This is a genomic window from Pseudomonas donghuensis (assembly GCF_000259195.1).
Taxonomy (GTDB): Bacteria; Pseudomonadota; Gammaproteobacteria; order Pseudomonadales; family Pseudomonadaceae; genus Aquipseudomonas; species Aquipseudomonas donghuensis.
Window position 1 is genome coordinate 1 of sequence record NZ_JH650768.1, and the last position, 16,565, is coordinate 16,565.

General features: G+C 62.1%; 15 protein-coding genes. 7 read left to right on the forward strand and 8 right to left on the reverse strand.

What is annotated here, in order from left to right:
* On the reverse strand, positions 1-1,425 hold a 1,425-nt coding region (locus UW3_RS0116160), incomplete at its 3' end, for a DUF5801 repeats-in-toxin domain-containing protein (protein ID WP_010223554.1).
* 254 nt (positions 1,426-1,679) lie between these two features.
* On the opposite strand from UW3_RS0116160, the gene UW3_RS0116165 reads away from it, so the two are divergent.
* On the forward strand, positions 1,680-2,420 hold the full coding sequence (locus UW3_RS0116165; RefSeq protein WP_010223555.1) for a Mut7-C RNAse domain-containing protein: 741 nt from the start codon (positions 1,680-1,682) through the stop codon (positions 2,418-2,420).
* 62 nt (positions 2,421-2,482) lie between these two features.
* On the opposite strand, the gene UW3_RS0116170 is transcribed toward UW3_RS0116165, so the two are convergent.
* Positions 2,483-3,163 carry a phytanoyl-CoA dioxygenase family protein gene (locus UW3_RS0116170; protein ID WP_026001358.1) on the reverse strand — a complete coding sequence of 227 codons (681 nt, stop codon included), beginning with the start codon at positions 3,161-3,163 and terminating at the stop codon, positions 2,483-2,485.
* 304 nt (positions 3,164-3,467) lie between these two features.
* Between UW3_RS0116170 and UW3_RS0116175 the strand changes: the two genes are divergently transcribed.
* Both UW3_RS0116175 and chrA read left to right on the forward strand, forming a co-directional pair.
* Positions 3,468-4,409: a chromate resistance protein ChrB domain-containing protein gene (locus tag UW3_RS0116175; protein ID WP_081492804.1), complete on the forward strand. Its 942-nt coding sequence runs from the start codon at positions 3,468-3,470 to the stop codon at positions 4,407-4,409.
* Positions 4,402-5,766 carry a chromate efflux transporter gene (gene chrA / locus UW3_RS0116180; RefSeq protein WP_010223558.1) on the forward strand — a complete coding sequence of 455 codons (1,365 nt, stop codon included), beginning with the start codon at positions 4,402-4,404 and terminating at the stop codon, positions 5,764-5,766. The genes UW3_RS0116175 and chrA overlap by 8 nt, the downstream gene beginning before the upstream one ends.
* 93 nt (positions 5,767-5,859) lie before the next feature.
* On the opposite strand, the gene UW3_RS0116185 is transcribed toward chrA, so the two are convergent.
* From UW3_RS0116185 to UW3_RS0116200, 4 genes are all read right to left on the reverse strand, one after another.
* On the reverse strand, positions 5,860-6,504 hold the full coding sequence (locus tag UW3_RS0116185) for a tetratricopeptide repeat protein (protein ID WP_010223559.1): 645 nt from the start codon (positions 6,502-6,504) through the stop codon (positions 5,860-5,862).
* 181 nt (positions 6,505-6,685) lie between these two features.
* Positions 6,686-8,026, reverse strand: a complete 1,341-nt coding sequence (locus UW3_RS0116190; RefSeq protein WP_010223560.1) for an MFS transporter — start codon at positions 8,024-8,026, stop codon at positions 6,686-6,688.
* A gap of 43 nt (positions 8,027-8,069) precedes the next feature.
* Positions 8,070-9,611: a class I adenylate-forming enzyme family protein gene (locus UW3_RS0116195; protein ID WP_010223561.1), complete on the reverse strand. Its 1,542-nt coding sequence runs from the start codon at positions 9,609-9,611 to the stop codon at positions 8,070-8,072.
* Between the two features lie 2 nt (positions 9,612-9,613).
* The gene (locus UW3_RS0116200; protein WP_010223562.1) at positions 9,614-10,792 is read right to left on the reverse strand and encodes an acetyl-CoA acetyltransferase; all 1,179 of its coding nucleotides are present in this window, start codon (positions 10,790-10,792) and stop codon (positions 9,614-9,616) included.
* A gap of 137 nt (positions 10,793-10,929) precedes the next feature.
* Here UW3_RS0116200 and UW3_RS0116205 point away from each other — a divergent pair, with 137 nt between their 5' ends.
* From UW3_RS0116205 to UW3_RS28265, 3 genes are all read left to right on the forward strand, one after another.
* Positions 10,930-11,502, forward strand: a complete 573-nt coding sequence (locus UW3_RS0116205; protein ID WP_010223563.1) for a LuxR C-terminal-related transcriptional regulator — start codon at positions 10,930-10,932, stop codon at positions 11,500-11,502.
* Between the two features lie 55 nt (positions 11,503-11,557).
* Positions 11,558-12,946: a hypothetical protein gene (locus UW3_RS0116210; protein ID WP_010223564.1), complete on the forward strand. Its 1,389-nt coding sequence runs from the start codon at positions 11,558-11,560 to the stop codon at positions 12,944-12,946.
* 181 nt (positions 12,947-13,127) lie between these two features.
* On the forward strand, positions 13,128-13,535 hold the full coding sequence (locus UW3_RS28265; RefSeq protein ID WP_010223565.1) for a c-type cytochrome: 408 nt from the start codon (positions 13,128-13,130) through the stop codon (positions 13,533-13,535).
* 204 nt (positions 13,536-13,739) lie between these two features.
* On the opposite strand, the gene UW3_RS0116215 is transcribed toward UW3_RS28265, so the two are convergent.
* Together UW3_RS0116215 and UW3_RS0116220 are read right to left on the reverse strand one after the other, a co-directional pair.
* Positions 13,740-14,639, reverse strand: coding sequence for a proline iminopeptidase-family hydrolase (locus UW3_RS0116215; protein WP_010223566.1), 900 nt, complete (start codon positions 14,637-14,639; stop codon positions 13,740-13,742).
* A 96-nt stretch (positions 14,640-14,735) separates the two neighbouring features.
* Positions 14,736-15,497, reverse strand: coding sequence for a LuxR family transcriptional regulator (locus UW3_RS0116220; RefSeq protein ID WP_010223567.1), 762 nt, complete (start codon positions 15,495-15,497; stop codon positions 14,736-14,738).
* A 174-nt stretch (positions 15,498-15,671) separates the two neighbouring features.
* Here UW3_RS0116220 and UW3_RS0116225 point away from each other — a divergent pair, with 174 nt between their 5' ends.
* The gene (locus UW3_RS0116225) at positions 15,672-16,562 is read left to right on the forward strand and encodes a proline iminopeptidase-family hydrolase (protein ID WP_010223568.1); all 891 of its coding nucleotides are present in this window, start codon (positions 15,672-15,674) and stop codon (positions 16,560-16,562) included.
* Positions 16,563-16,565 lie beyond the last annotated feature (3 nt).

A 16,565-nucleotide genomic window follows, 5' to 3' on the forward strand; every position in this document is an offset into this window, starting at 1 on the left:
ATCGGCGTGGTTATTGCCCTTGGCGTCGATGGCCGCGCCATTCTCGATGAGCACGCGGTTGTGGTCGGCCGTTGTGGTGTACTCAATCTGGTAGCCGGCCTTAACGCCGGTGATGGTGGCAACCCCGGAAGCAAAGCTGATGACAATGGCCGGATCATTCACCGAGCCGTCAGAGTTCTCGATCACAAGCCCGGTGCTGATGTTGATGACGCGAACATTGCTGATTGCAACCGACGCATCATTGGCATAACCGTTGATGAAATTCACGCCAGGTTCAGCAGCGGTGCTGAATGCGCTGATTTTTACCACCGCGCTATTGCCGCTTTGCAACTGCACGACGTCGAACGCGGCCGACCTCGTATTGAAGACGTCGGTAAAGTCGATGTTGGCTTCAACATCTGCTTCGTTCTGACTAAGGTTGGGAACGGTCACATTCTGCCTGGCACCGGTGACGAACGAAAAACGGATGCCTTCCTGCTCCACGATCATCTGATTGTTGGTGCCAAAGGTGGTCGGGCCACCCCCCTGGCTGGTGTTGATCGTGTCGCCCGTCGTTATATTGGCGCCGCTTGACTGGTCGGCGGGGTCCTTGCCGGTGGCGATAACGGTCGGATCCGTGATCCGCAGGACCCCACCGTCGTCAACCACGGTCGGGTTCGCCGTCGTGAACATCAGGAACAGGTTCTGCCCGGAGGGCGCATTGGCCAGGCTGAATCCCAGGTCCTGGCTGGCGCCGATGAACACCTTGTCCAGCAGGTTGAGGGCATCGTCCGGGTTACTGGCATCCGGATGCTTGAGCGGCTGGTATTCCACGGTCCAGATCTTGCCGCCGGTGACCGGCGATCCGGTTTCTTCAATGTAGGCCGCGAACACGATTGCGCCGGCTGGGCCCCCGGCTCGGCCCAGCAGGATGTTGTTGTTGGTATCGGTATAGAGAAGGATGCTGGTGCCATCGAGGGTATCGAGTCCGCTGTCCAGGCCATTGAGCGGTGCGCCCAGGCTGTCGGTGAAGCTGACATCGGTAACGCTGCCGCCGGGTGCAGCGGTGATGGTGAACGCATCACTGCCGGTGTTGCCCACCGCACCTGTATAACCACTCAGGGCTGCACCTGTTACGGTACCGGCCCCCAGCGCGGTCAAGCGGGTAGCGAAGACCGAGGGCAGCGCCGAGATCAGAAGGTCATGGTCGTCAGCGTCTCCCGCAGGGCTTGCGGTGGCCGTGCTGTTTTGCAACCCGGCGGTTTCGTCCAGCGAAACGTTCACCCCTGTCGCCTCGACGCTCAGGGCGCAGGCGGTGGTGATGGCAGTGCTGGCGGGGGTGGCGTCTGTCGGGTTGGTGGAGGCGATCGTGATGGGAAACAGGTTGGCATCCGTGTCATCGGTAAGGTCGCTCGTCGGCGATGCGATTTTTTTGCGGATAGTCATGGCTTTCTCCCGAGCAATCCCGGCCCCAGAGGCCGGAGCGTGGACCTTTACTGCTACCATCCACCACTGTGAACGAGCGCCGGGGATTGCGCATCGGCCGATACTCCTAGGCAACATGGGAGTTTCAGCCTACCTGGGAGGGAGAACGGGCGACCAAGGCGTGCGTCGCCTGTTCCGTTGCTGAATGAGGGGATCCGGATAGTCGTTGACCGGGCTCGACGCGCTCATCCTGCAGCCCTGCCATACTGATCAGCATGACCAGTGCAACCTTCCGCTTCTACGAAGAGCTCAACGATTTCCTGCCGGCCGAACGGCGGCGACAGTCCTTCACCTGCGAGTGCGCGCGCGGGGCCACGGTCAAGCACATGATCGAGGCGCTTGGGATACCGCACACCGAGGTCGAGCTGGTGCTGCTCAACGACGAGTCAGTGGGCTTCGAGCGGGTGGTCTTCGACCGCGACCGGCTTGCGGTGTATCCCAAGTTCGAAGCGCTGGACATCAGCCCGCTGCTACAGGTTCGTGCGCAACCTTTACGGGTGCTGCGCTTCATCGCTGATGCGCACCTTGGCGGGCTGGCCAGCCTGCTGCGCATGAGTGGCTTCGACACGCTCTACGACAATGGCTTCGAGGACGCCGAGATTGCCGAGATCGCTGCGCAGCAAGGACGCATCGTGCTAACCCGCGACCGCGAACTCCTCAAGCGGCGGATCATCAGCCACGGCTGTTACGTGCATGCCCTGAAGCCGTCGCTGCAACTGCGCGAATTGTACGAGCGCCTCGACCTGGCGCGTAGCGCGCGGCCATTCAGCCTGTGCCTTCACTGCAACCAGCCGCTGCACGAGATCAGCCCGGAACTGGCCCGGCCGCAGGTGCCGCCACGCATTGGCGCCCTCTATTCGCAATTCCTGCGCTGCGACGCCTGCCAACGGGTTTACTGGGAGGGTTCGCACTGGCGCGGCATGTGTGCACTGCTGGCACCGCTGCTGGACCAATAGCCAAGCGCATCGGGCCGTCTGCGTTGCCAGGGATAACTGGCTTTTGCGTCAGATAGGTCAGGTTATATAGCCCCAAAGGCAAAGTCCGAAGGATCGAACCGATCGGTCGTGTCCATCCGAACACTTCGCAGGCTCACTGTTTCCAGGTGTGACGCGTACAGAAGCTCAGAAAAGTAGCTAATCAGGAGGGAGCGACGGCGTGCGCCGATTGAGTTCAGACTGCCCGCATGCACCAAATCGACATCAAACACCAGGATGTCGCCAGCGGAGCCTGAAAGCTGCACAGACCGGGACTCGTCACTGAAGTCGAATGGCGGCTCTCCCTGCCCAGGGCGATGGCTGCCGGGGACGATACGTGTCGCGCCGTTCTCGGGACCATAATCGTCGAAATAAGCCAGCGCGCTCACTATGTCGCCTGGCCGTTGGGCCGACAAGTCGCGGTGCAGCTGCTGATGACCGTCACCTGCAAGGGGTTCGCGACCCTCCACCTGCGAGAGGAAGAACCGTTCTCCGATCAACTCACCAACCGCCGCCAGCACCCGCGGCAGGCGACACACAGCCTGAACCGTCGAGTCTGTGTCCAACAGCGAATGGCGCCAGCCCATGCCACGCGGCACTGGCCATTGGCCCGATGGCTTCACCCCCGCATCGAACACTGCACGAAGGTCACCCAGCCACTCGTCCGGGATTGCTCGACGGAGCAGCACATAGCCATCTCGATGAAGTTGTTCGCGGTCAGTCATAGCGTCCTCAATGCCCTTACCACCCATGCGTCTTGCAGAACGGCCCTGAACTGGACTAAAGCATTGGGCAATAGTCAGCCAATGATCAAGCGTAGCGTTTACGAGCCCAGTGAGCGGAGCGGATTCACCGTTGCAAGAGTACATGCAGCTGATTGGCTGATGAACGCGGATGAACTGCTGCGCTCGCACGGCGCATACACCACGTTTTTTCCCGCCCGCCCTGGTTATCCCGGCAGGATGAGATTGACTTCGGCCTGATCGAGTTTAATGTAGAGTACATGACGTTAATTGTTGAGAGATCTACATGGTCGGTTGGTCGCTATTGATTCTTGGTCTACCAACAGCGAATGCGACCGAGCGAATGCGTGCCTGGAGGACCCTGAAGTCTTCAGGCGCGACGGTTTTGCGCGACGGTGTCTATCTGCTCCCCGAGTTCAGCGTGAGCAAAGATGCATTCGAGACGGTTGAGCGAGACGTACTTAGCCTCAATGGCACGGCATACTTGCTGACGTTTTCGGCGCCGGAAGAACGCTTCAGTGCGCTGTTCGACCGAAGCGATGACTACACCAAGCTGCTGGAAGACATTGCTGGCTGCCGAGCAGCGCTGACTCAGGACAATGCACTTCAAGTAGCGCGGCAGGTGAGAAAGCTCAGGAAGGCCTATGGCCAGTTGACGACCATCGATTTTTTCCCTGGCGCACCCAAAGCCCAGGCCGACTCAGCGCTTCAAGACCTGGAGACGGCAATCAGTCGAGCGCTGTCTGCCGACGAGCCGACAGCCTATGAACAGCCGATCATCGTTCTTGATCGCAGCGCGTTTCAAGGGCGTAAATGGGCGACCCGAAAGCGCCCGTGGGTAGACCGGCTTGCCTGCGCCTGGTTGATCCGCCGCTTTATCGATACGGACGCCAAAATCATCTGGCTGGATAGCCCGAAGGACTGTCCTGGCGATGCGCTCGGCTTCGATTTCGATGGGGCGCAGTTCAGCCACACCGGCCAGCGAGTCTCCTTCGAGACCCTCATTGCCAGCTTTGCCCTTGAAGTATCGGGGCTATCGCGACTTGCCGCCGTCGTTCACTACCTGGACGTGGGGGGGAGCCAGCCCGTTGAAGCCCCAGGGATTGAGCGTGTCCTCACCGGATTGCGGGAAAGTATTCTCGATGATGATCAACTGACCCAGGTTGCCGGGGGCATCTTTGATGGCCTCCTGGCGGCTTTCGCAAGCGAGGATGTTGCCAATGGTTGATACAACCTCTGCAATCAGCGATCAGCCGCATGCTGCTCCGCCGCCTGTCGGCTTGTTTGAAGCATTGCTGTTCTGGCTCAAACTTGGCTTCATCAGCTTTGGCGGCCCGGCAGGTCAGATTTCGATCATGCACCAGGAGCTGGTCGAGCGTCGGCGCTGGATCAGTGAAAAGCGGTTTCTACACGCGCTGAACTATTGCATGCTGCTGCCCGGCCCGGAGGCCCAGCAGCTTGCGACTTACATCGGTTGGTTGATGCACCGCTCCTGGGGCGCAGTGATTGCCGGGGCGCTGTTCGTGCTGCCGTCGCTTTTTATCCTGATCGGATTGTCCTGGGTCTATGTGGCCTTTGGCGAGGTGCCGGTGGTGGCCGGGATCTTCTACGGTATCAAGCCTGCGGTGACGGCGATTGTGGTTCACGCCGCTCACCGGATCGGTTCTCGGGCCCTGAAGAACGCTTGGCTTTGGGCGATTGCCGCAGCCTCCTTCGTGGCCATTTTTGCGCTTAACGTGCCGTTCCCGGTGATCGTGCTGGTTGCCGGTATCACTGGTTATATCGGTGGCCGCTTTGCCGCGGACAAGTTCGTCATTGGCGGCGGGCATGGTGCTGCGAAAGCCAATTACGGCCCCGCCCTGATCGATGACGACACGCCAACGCCCGAGCACGCGCGCTTTCGCTGGGCGCATCTACTGCGCCTGGCGCTGATTGGTGCCGGGTTGTGGCTACTGCCAATGGGGGCATTGATAGGGTCGTTTGGCTGGGACAGCACCCTGACCCAGATGGGCTGGTTTTTCACCAAAGCCGCTTTGCTGACATTCGGCGGCGCCTACGCGGTGTTGCCTTACGTCTACCAGGGTGCCGTTGGTCATTACGGCTGGCTGACGCCTACCCAGATGATTGACGGGCTCGCGTTGGGCGAAACCACTCCTGGGCCACTCATCATGGTGGTGGCATTTGTGGGGTTTGTCGGCGGGTATCTCAATCCAATGTTTGGTGCCGATCAGCCTTTCCTTGCCGGCGCAATCGCAGCCAGCCTCGTCACTTGGTTTACGTTCCTGCCGTCTTTCCTTTTCATCCTGGCTGGCGGGCCGTTGGTGGAGTCGACTCATAACGAGCTGAAGTTCACCGCCCCGCTCACCGGCATCACCGCCGCAGTGGTAGGCGTAATCCTCAACCTGGCGCTGTTCTTCGGTTATCACGTGCTTTGGCCAAACGGCTTCAACGGCACGTTTGATTGGCCATCCGCGCTGATCGCGGTCGGTGCCGCCGTCGCCTTGTTTCGCTTCAAACGGGGAGTCATTCAAGTGCTGTTAGCCTGCGCGCTGGTTGGTATGACAGTGCATTTGCTACAGCGGTGAGGTGGAATAGATATGAACGTCCGCTTTGTCCCTCCCACAACGTGGCCGGCAACGCTACCGGCCGGCGGCGGCCAGACCTGGATACGCAGAAACTCACCCGTGCACCAGGTAAGCCCCTGACGGAACCCGATACCGCAGTTTCTTGCATTTGCCGGGTGCGGGCTGATGCCCCGGCGGGCGATCAGGAAACCAGATTCGGCATTTACCCGGAGGCGGCAAATGGCTGCGGGGAATTACCACTGCATCGTACCCAGGCTGCGTGGATTGTTCGGCAACGCCCAGTGCTGCCTCGCTGCGCCTTTGCGCCTGCTCTTGCGGCCTCTTCTGTGCTGCGACCAGGTCCGCCTTGACGCTGGGCGGGATACCCGAAGACCCGGCCTGCTGCGCCGCCTGGATCAATTGGAAGTTGCGGTTGCGTAACTCGACGTTGCGACCAACCCGCATGTTCGAGCGCACCGCCAAGGTTTCAGCCTGCTGGTATTGCCCCTGCTGAAGACGCAAGACACCAAGGTAATGCAGCGTAGCGGGATTGTTCGGCTGGATATGCAGGGCTCGCTCCAGCGTGGCAGCGGCTTGGTCCAACTGGCCATTTTCATATTGCCGCGAGGCGGTTTCGATGAGGGTGGTTGATGCGCTGTTACTGTGCGCTGGCGCTCTTCGCTCAGCCGCAACCGAACCAAGCGACGCGACGGCGCAGAACACCAGGATCAGACCCGGGAGAAAAATCTTGGTTGGCATCAGGGGGCGGACTCGACTGATCTCGGACGGCACTGGCGTAAACAGACCACAGTGCTGCTCGGCATTGCCGATACAGGGCCCCCATTGACCTGCCCAGTACCCTGAAGTTCCCGCTGCAGCCGCCACCGTAACTTCGATTGTGACAGGCGGCGCCAGCCAACGCTGGCGCCGACCGACGCGCTCAAGGCTGCAGATTCACCAACCCTGGCACCGCCGCGCTACCCTCGTGCCGAACGTCATGGCCACACGCAACGAAATCCTCCTTGCGCAGCACCACCAGTGCCAGCAACGACGCGACCCCGGTCGCCACGTAGAAGTACCAGGGCGCGGTGATGTCGCCGGTGAGCTTGATCAGCCAGGTGGAAATCAGCGGCGCACTGCCGCCAAACACCGCCACCGGGATGTTGTAGGCCACGGCGATGCCGGTGGAGCGGATGCGCGTTGGCAGCAGCTCGCTCATCAGCGCGTAGGTCGAGGACGCGTACAGCCCGAACAGGATCGCCACGGCCATCAACGGCCAGAACAAGGTGGCCGGGGTGGCGCCGGGCGCGGCCTTGAAGAACCAGTACATGGCCAGGGTCGCCAGGGTGCCGATCACCATCAGGAACGGCTTGCGCCCGTAACGATCGGTGAAGGCGCCGCCGAAGGGCATGACCACCGCCGCCGAAAGGCTGGCGACGAACACGTAGAGCAAGGTGGTACCGCTGTCGAACTTGAGGGTGTTGGACATGTAGGTCGAGGCGAAGGTCAGCACCAGGTAGAAGATCGAGCTGTGCAGGGTGATGATGAAGAACACCAGGGCAATCGAGCGCTTCCACTGCCAGACCTCGCGCAGCGGCGCCTTCGAGGTCTGCCCGGCCTCTACCAGGGCGAGGAACTCCGGGCTGTCCTCAAGCTTCAGGCGGATGTACAGCGAGATGAAGCCCAGCGGCCCAGCGATCAGGAACGGGATCCGCCAGCCCCAGTCCTGCATCAGGTCGGCGCCCAGGGCCCAGGTCATACCGTTGGCCACGGCGCCGCCCAGGAGCAGGCCGAGCACGGCGGTGACCATCAGCCAGCAGGTGGCGAACCCCCGGCGCCCGGGGCCGGCATATTCGGAAATGAAGCTGGTGATGGTGCCGATTTCGCCACCGGCGGAGAAGCCCTGCACACAGCGGATCAGCACCAGCATCACCGGCGCGGCAATGCCGATGCTGGCGTAGGTTGGCAACAGGCCCAGCAGGCAGGTGGAGCCGGCCATCATCACCAGCACGGTGATCAGGGTCTTGCGCCGGCCGATCTTGTCGGCCAGGGGGCCGAAGAACAGGCCGCCCAGGGGCCGGATGAAGAAGCTCAAGGCAAAGGCCGCAAAGCTTGCCAGCAGGCTGCTGGTGGGGTCGTCAGAGACGAAGAAGGCCTTGCCGATGTACAAGGCCAGGAAACCGTAGACGCCATAGTCGTACCACTCGATCAAGTGGCCGGAAGTGGCGCCGATGAAGGCCCGGCGCCGCTGGCGCTGGGAGTTGAAAGATGACACACCCATCGTGGGGACTCCTGTCGTAGTGCTATCCATGAAATGCAGTGTTTCAGAGGTTGCTCAAAGGCCCCGTGGGGTCTTGCAGCCACTGACGCAAGCGGGTCTTGAGAATTTTGCCATAGCTGTTCTTCGGCAGCTCGGCGCAAAACAGGTATTTCTTCGGTTTTTTGAACGAGGCCATGCGCGCCAGGAACCAATCGTTGAGCGCCTGTGCATCGAGGCTGTGGGGCGTGCGCAGGACCACGAAGGCCACCACCGACTCGCCCCAATGGGCATCGGCCTCCCCCACCACGCACACTTCGAACACCTCGGGGTGCTGGATCAGCACTTCCTCGACTTCCCGCGGGTAGATGTTGCTGCCACCGGAGATGATCACATCCTTGCTGCGATCGGTAAGGGTCAGGTAGCCCTGTTCATTGAGGAACCCTATGTCGCCGGTACGCAGCCAGCCATCCACCAGGGCCTCCTGGGTGGCTTGCGGGTTGTCCCAGTACCCCTGCATCACCGCCGCCCCGCGCACGGCGATTTCCCCGGGTTCGCCGGGGGCCAGGGGCAGGCCTTGCGCATCCACCACGCGCACCTCGACGCAGGCGTGGGCACGCCCGACCGAGGCGGCAATGACCGGCCAGTCGGCATGCCCGCGGTCGGCGATGGCCTCCCGCGACAGCGCGCTGATGGTCATCGGGCATTCGCCCTGGCCGTAAATCTGCACCAGGCGCGGGCCAAAGGTGTCCAGGGCCTCGGCGAGGTCGGCCAGGTACATGGGCGCCCCGCCGTAGACGATGGTCTTGATCCCTTCGCCGCAATAGCCCTGCTGCCGGGCCTGGTCGACCATGCGCTTGACCATGGTCGGCGCGGCAAACAGGCTGACCTGGCCCAGCGCCTGCGCCAGCTCGAACAACTCCGCCGCCTGGAACCCCCGCGACGCCGGCACCACGTGCCGGGCGCCGCAGCGCACATGGATGAAGTTGTACAGGCCGGCGCCGTGAGACATCGGCGCGGCATAGACCACCGCGTCATCTGCGGCCACCGGATCGACGTCCAGCGGATAGCACAAGGACATGGCGATCAGGTTGCCATGGGACAGCATCACCCCCTTGGAACGCCCGGTGGTGCCGGAGGTGTAGAACAGCCAGGCCAGGTCGCTGTCCTCCCGCGGGTGCGGCGCCAGCAGTTCATCGCCCGGCAGCTGGCCTGGATCGGCCAGCCCGGGCGCGGCCAGCTCACGGCAGCCAGCCGGCAGCGACGCGCGGTCAAAGACCTCGCCCTCATCGGTATAGACCAACCGGGCCCCGGCATTGCCGGCTATCCAGGCCGCTTCCCGTGCGTGCAGCTTGCTGTTGATCGGAACCGCCACCGCCCCGCTCCACCAGATGGCATACAGCAATTCGAGATAGCCGCAGCTGTTCTTCATCAGCAACGCCACCCGGTCACCAGGCACGATGCCGTACTCATGGCGCAATTGCAGGGCACGTGTCCGGGCCTGGGCGGCGAACGCCTGGTAGTCGGCAACCTCGCGGCACCCCTCGAACAGCGCCGCCCGCCGCGGCCAGCGCTGGGCCGCAGCGTGCAGCCAATGGGCGATGTTCATCCTCAGACCTTGACCGCTTGCAGGACGCTGGCGTAGTTGGCCACCGCCATGCCGCCCATGTTGAACAGCAAGCCGAACTCGGCACCGGGCACCCCCAGGCCGATGGGTTTACCGACCAGTTGGGCAAAGCCCAGGGCATGCATCGAGACCCCGGTGGCCCCCACCGGATGCCCCTTGGCCTTGAGCCCGCCGGAGAGGTTCACCGGCAGGCGGCCGCCCTGGCGTACGATGCCCGCGTCCAGCACCCGGTGGCCCTCGCCCTTGGGCGCCAGGCCCATGGCTTCGTAGATCAGCAGTTCGGCGATGGTGAAGCAGTCGTGGACCTCGGCGAAACTCAGGTCGCCGAGGGTCACCCCGGCCTCGCGCAGGGCCCCTTGGATAGCCCGTTGCGGCCCTTCGAAGGCCAGCATGTCGCGGCGCGACAAGGGCAGGAAGTCGTTCACCTGGACCATGGCGCGGATCGCCACCTGGCGCCGCATCGAACGGGCGCGCCGCGGCGAGGCGAGGATGATCGCCGCCGCGCCGTCACTGATCAGCGAGCAGTCGGTCAGGCGCAGTGGTGGAGCGATCAGCGGGTTGCCCTGGGAAACATTGTTACAGTGTTCGAAGTCCATCACCCGGTGCATCTGCGCCAGGGGGTTGGCCATGGCATTGGCGTGATTCTTCACCGCGATCGCGGCCATCGAGGCCAAGGGGCTGTGGTAGCGCTCGGCGTACTGCTGCGCCACCTGGCCAAACAGCTGGGCGAAGCTCAGGCCGGCTTCCTGGAGGGCATTCTGGTAGCCGGCGCCGGCCAGGGCCCGGGTGACTTCGACGGTGCTGTTGCCGGTCATTTTCTCCGCGCCGACCACCAGTACCAGTTCGGCGGCACCGCTGCGGATCGCGTTGATCCCGGCCTGGATCGCCGCTGAGCCTGAGGCGCAAGCGTTCTCGCAGCGCGTGGCGGGCTTGAAGCGCAGTTGCGGGTCGGCCTGGAGCATCAGCGAGGCGGGGAAACCATCGGCCACCAGGCCGGCGTTGAAGTGCCCGAGAAACAGCGCGTCGATTTCTGCTGCGTCGATCGCCGCGTCCGCCAGGGCTTCGCGGGTAACCTGGACGATCAGGTCCTCGAGGTTCAGGCCGTCCAGGCGACCGAAAGGACTGTGGGCGGCAGCGACGATGGATACGGAGTCGTGAGTCATGGTGATTTTCTTCTGTCCTTGAAGCGCGTATTCCATACAATGATTCAGCGCCCGAATCACACGCTAGTTGGGGCAACTACTTACGCCAGTAAGTAGTACCCAGGGGGCGCGCCGATAAATCCGAGGCAGGATGCCTGATGACCGTAGATGCCCAGCACTTCCAGGACCTCGAGCGCCTGGCCTTCCAGGTTTCCCCCGCGCCGCAGATGATCACCGGCCATCGGCGGATGCTCGACTGCAACCAGGCGTTCGTCCGCCTGTTCGGCTACGAGCGCGAGCATTTGCAGGGCCACCTGACCCTGCTGCTGTACCCCTCCCAGGCCGACTACCAGAGCATCGGCGAGCGCAGCGAGCACTGGCTGCGCAACGGCCCCGGCGCCTTCTACTCCGACGAGCGCTTCATGCAGCATCGCAACGGCGAGGTGTTCTGGGCCCGGGCCCACGGGTTTTCCCTGACGGTGGAAGACCCGTTCAAACTGATGGTCTGGCATTTCGAGCGCCTGGATCGCCAGCCGGCGCCGACCATCCAGCTGACTCCGCGCGAACGGGAGATTTCGCTGCATATCGTCAATGGCCTGACCTGCAAGGAAGTGGCGCGCAAGCTGGGCATTTCCCACCGCACCGTGGAAGTCCACCGCGCCCGGCTGATGAAGAAACTTCAGGCCAAGAACAGCGCAGAGCTGGTGTCGAAAATTATATTCATCAGTTGAGCACCAGTGCAGGTCAGGTAAACTCGCGCTTTTTTTTGACCAAGAGCTTTTTTGCATGGATGCCCGTTTCTCGCTTTCATTAGCCCTGCCGCTCGCCCTCGCCGCCTGCAGCACCCCGCCCAAGCCGCAACCACCGGCCAAGCACCCTGGCCTTGAAGTGTTCGAACGAGTGATCAACGAATCGGCCGCGCCCGATTCGATCATCCGTCAAGGCGACCAGATCACCTACATGATCGCGCCCTCCGCGAGCAACCCCTGGGTCACCCGCTTTGACGCCTCCTGCAGCCAGCCCAGCGGCAGCATGTTCTATCCCACCAAACGGGGCATGCAGGCGTTTTCTGACAACGACGATTCCAGCAACCTTCCGCAACCACATTTGCAGGTGCTGCAGCGCAGCGAACAACTCAAAAATGCCTGCGCCTATCGCGCCGTGCCTGACTGGCGAGCGCTGGACACCGCGCCAGTTCAAGACTGGCTGGTGTTGGACCGTAACAGCGCGATTCACGAGGATGGCGTACTCAAGATCTGGACGAGCATTCAACTTGCCAACTATCAAGCAGTCAAAGGGTACGGCCAGATTGCACAACTGCATGAGCGCCTGGCCATCGACTGCAAGCAGCGCACTTTCAAGCCGTTGAGCGACTTCAAGGTGGACGACAATGGCCGGGTGTACAACGGCAAGGTCAATCTGGACACCCCAATGATGCCGCAGGCACAGGCCGACAGCGGACAACAACGCCTGATCGAAGCTGCCTGCCAGCCCGCTGCCACCTGGGCCCAGATGGCGATGCCCCCTGTGCGCACGCCACTGCCGCCGCAGCTCGATACACCCAAGACGGCGCCAGCCGTGCTGGCGGCGATCAATACCCTGCAACTGCCCGAACCGCGCTTGACGCTACAGGCTTTGCACTATCGCTACGACGCCTTGGTGCTCAACGGCATGAAGATCACCGGCGTGCAGCGCAAGGACATCTTCAGCCGTGACCCGCATAGCGGCCAGCTGCTGCTGCAGCCAGTGGATTCGGTGCTGGGCACCAAGCTGCTGCTGACGTTCCGCGGCCTGATCGAGCTGGCCAACCGCTCGTTCGACCGCAACAACGGCAACCAGGTAGAAGACTCCTTGCACGTCATCGGCTTGAGCTTCACAGGCGACTGGCAACGCCTGCCGGAACACAGCGAAGTGGCCTATGACCTGGTCCAGGCCACCACCACGGGGCCTTTCACCACTACCGTCACCTGCAAGGTCGGCGCCGCGCTGCCAGCCAGTCAGATAAACCCCGCCTTGCAAGGCATGGCCAAGCCGCTGAGCTGTTCCAAGCACAAAACGGCTACTTCTGAATGGGCCGAGAGCTACCACTACCTCGAAGATTACGGGGTGTTTGTGCAGGCGGTGCAGAATAGCCCGTTGGGGCGCTGGACATGGCGAGTGGAGTCGGTTCTCTAAGACGGCTGTCATACCGTTAGCTGCCCTTTCAACCGAGCGTGTGCCATTGGCCGCCATGGGTCGGTTTCCACCCTTGTCGCGCAGGCATATTTCGTAAAGACCCTAATGAACACTCTGGGTTCAAATGTTATCGAGCGCATTGAGCGTTGCATTGGTAACGCGGGGTTTGCCCTCGATGCGGATGCTACTCATACAACACGGACAAATAAAAATTAAAATACCATTCCTTGCTTTACTCGGGGTGTTTTCACTCATTCAAACATCACCCGCCCTCGCGGATAATACCAATGGGAAAAGTCTCTATTTACAGAGATGTGCCGTGTGTCACGGAGCAGATATCAAGGGGACAGGGCCATTGGCCAATAAAAGCAATCCGCCAACCCCTGACCTTACAACATCGGCTTTCAAGAGGCGGCTGAGTGATTACCCGGGTGTTATTGTATCTTCCATAATACTTCGCCCCAATGGAAACTTAATTCCAAAGACGTTGCAGGAGAACGGTGTAAAGATACCGCCGCACGCCTGGAGTGTTAAGGACCTGCGCGATCTACATCAATACATGAGTGGTGTGATTTCAAAAACACGATGATCTTGAGATGAGCAGCAGGTGCACGTCATGTACCGGGTTCGTGGCTTGCCCGCGGGGGGGCTGAGCCCGAGGCTCGAAGGTGCAGCGATTGCCTGCATGGGAAGGTAGATTGGCGACGCAGGATTTTCTTCAACCTACCCATGGAAAATCCTGCCTACACCAATCGTAAGGTAGTGATCGCCGGAATGAGGGCCGCTGCGAACGCTACAGGCTCTCGTCGAGGAACTTGACCACGGTACCCATGCAGGCCACCCGCTCCTCCACATGGGGCATGTGGCTGGAGTTCTCGAACAATGCCCAGCGGATGCCCGGGATCAGGTCCAAGTACGGCTTGACCACCAGCGGCGTGGCTTCGTCATGGCGTCCTGATATCAGCAGGCTCGGCACGTTGATCTGCGGCAGGCGGTCGACGATGGTCCAGTCCTTGGTGCTGCCAATGATGTGGAACTCGTTGGGTCCGGTCATGGCGTGGTACACGGTCGGGTCGGCATCGACCTGGGCGAAGGTGCGGGCCACCTCGTCCGGCCAGGGGTTCAGGCGGCACACGTGACGGTCGTAGAACACCCGGGTGGCGGCGATGTAGTCGGCGGCGGTGTAGTCGCCCACAGCTTCATGGCGCAACAGTGTGGCCTGAACATCTTCGGGCAGCCTCTCGCGCAGGCGGTTGGCTTCCCTGACCCAGGTGCGCATGTCTGCCGGCGAGTTGGCGATCACCAGGCAACGCAGGCCCGCCGGGCGCTGCACCGCGTGCTCGCTGGCCAGCATGCCACCCCAGGACTGGCCCAGCAGGGCGTAGCGGTCGCTGATGCCCAGGTGCTCGAGCAGGTTGTCGAGCTCTTCCATGAACAGTTTCACCGTCCAGAACGACGACGGCATCTGCGGCAGGTGGGTCGAACGGCCGTTGCCCAGCTGGTCATAGTGGATGACCGGATAGCCACCGGCCGCGACATCCTTGTAGGCATCGACATAATCGTAGGTGCAGCCCGGCCCGCCATGCAGGATGACCAGCGGAGTGCGACCACAATCCAGGTCACCCGTGACGCGGTACCAGGTCTGATAGTCGCCGAACGGGGCAAAACCTTCATGCGATTTGATGAGTTCCATTTCATCCGGCTCCGTGCGAATCGTGGAGCACACAATAGCCCTACGCACGACGAGGCATAACTAGAGAGTTCTCTAGGTTTTCGGATTTTTTACCACTCAATTGTCGAGCAGACGATAGTGCACCGCCCGGGCGACCGCCTGGACCCGGTTCTTCGCCCCCAGCTTGTGCATGGCCGAAGTCAGGTGCAGGGAGACCGTGGCCAGCGAGCGGGTGAGCATCTCGGCGATCTGCGCCGCGGTCAGGCCTTCGGCAGCCCAGCGCAGGCACTCGAGCTCACGGCGGGTCAGGCGGATGGCGCGGCTGGCGGCCTCCTTGCCCAGCAAGGGATAGGCCGCCTCCTGCAAAGCATGGGCGATCAGGCTGAAGTCGGCGAGGTGTTCCCGGGCATCGTCCAGGTCACGCTGACTGGCCTGGGGACGCAGGCCGGTCAGGGTCGCCAGCCCACCGCGCGGCAGGTGGATGGGCACGGTGACGCCGCAGGCCAGCTGCGCATCGAGCAGGTAACCGACCACCGGCGCATGGCGGCGATCGATCAGGCGCTGCAGGACGGTCTCGCCCTTGGGCAGGTACGACCAGGCGAACGGCGCGATGGAGGAAACGGCCAATTGCTGCACCGGGTCGATCTGGTAGAAGCCATCGGAGCACCAGAGGTCCTGCCAATCCCTCGGGGTCTGGCGCAGCCTGACCACGGAGGGGGTGATCAACTCGCCGAGGTGATCCAGCGGCACCGGGCTGTAGTCGTACACGAGGGCATCGAAGCCCAGTTGCGCCGCCAGCTCGGCGACGCTGTCCATCTGTTCGTCCAGGTTACTGTCCGACGCCAGACGGGTATGGAGATCAGCCAGCTTGGCCTGCATTCCTTACACTCCCTGTGTATACCCTGTTGGATTTCCATCTTGAAGTCCGCCGAGTAGAATGCCACGGCTCGGCGCGGGACTGCCAGACAAAACCTATAAGAAATACTAGCTTGTAGGCGGCGCACTCTCCTGTGCAGGGTATAGCTGTAAGCCATGGCCAACAGGAGAGTAGCGATGTGGCGTGAGATGCAACCTGACCAGCAGTTCAACGTATCGGTCGATGGCCACAATCTCGTGGTGTACAGCTTTGGCGAAGGGGACGAGGTGCTGCTGTGCCTCAACGGCGGGCCGGGCCTGCCCTGCGACTACCTTCGCGATGCCCATGCCTGGCTCAAGGACAAGGGCATCCGCGTGGTCGCCTTCGACCAGTTGGGGACCGGCGCCTCCGACCGCCCCGACGACGACAGCCTGTGGAACATCACCCGCTACGTGGCCGAGGTCGAGCAGGTCCGCCAGGCCCTGGACCTGGGCCGCGTACACATGCTGGGACATTCCTGGGGCGGCTGGCTGGCGATCGAATACGCCATCCACCACCCGCAGTCGCTGAAAACCCTCATTCTGGAAAACACCGTCGGCGACATCCCGCACCTGATCAGCGAGCTGGAACGCCTGCGCAGTGCCCTGGGCAGCGAAACCGTGGCGATGATGCAGCGCTACGAGGCCCAGGGAAACCTCGACCATCCCCAGTACCAGGCAGCCATCACCCTGCTCAACTACCGTCACGTGTGCCGCCTCGACGAGTGGCCGGCGCCGGTCAATCGCTCGCTGGGCGACTGGAACATGGGCCCCTACACCACCATGCAGGGCCCCAACGAATTCCTCTATATCGGCAACCTCAAGGACTGGAACCGCCTGGAGCAAATGCGCGAGTTCCAGATGCCGGTCCTGATCACCACCGGCCAGCACGACGAACTGTCCCCCGCCTGCGCCCTGCGCATGAAACTGGCACTGCATGACCAGACCGAGCTGCACGTGTTCCCCAACAGCAGCCACATGCCGTTCTACGAAGAGCCGCAAGCCTACTTCCCGGTGTTGCTGGATTTCCTGCAGCGCAACCGGGGCTGATCG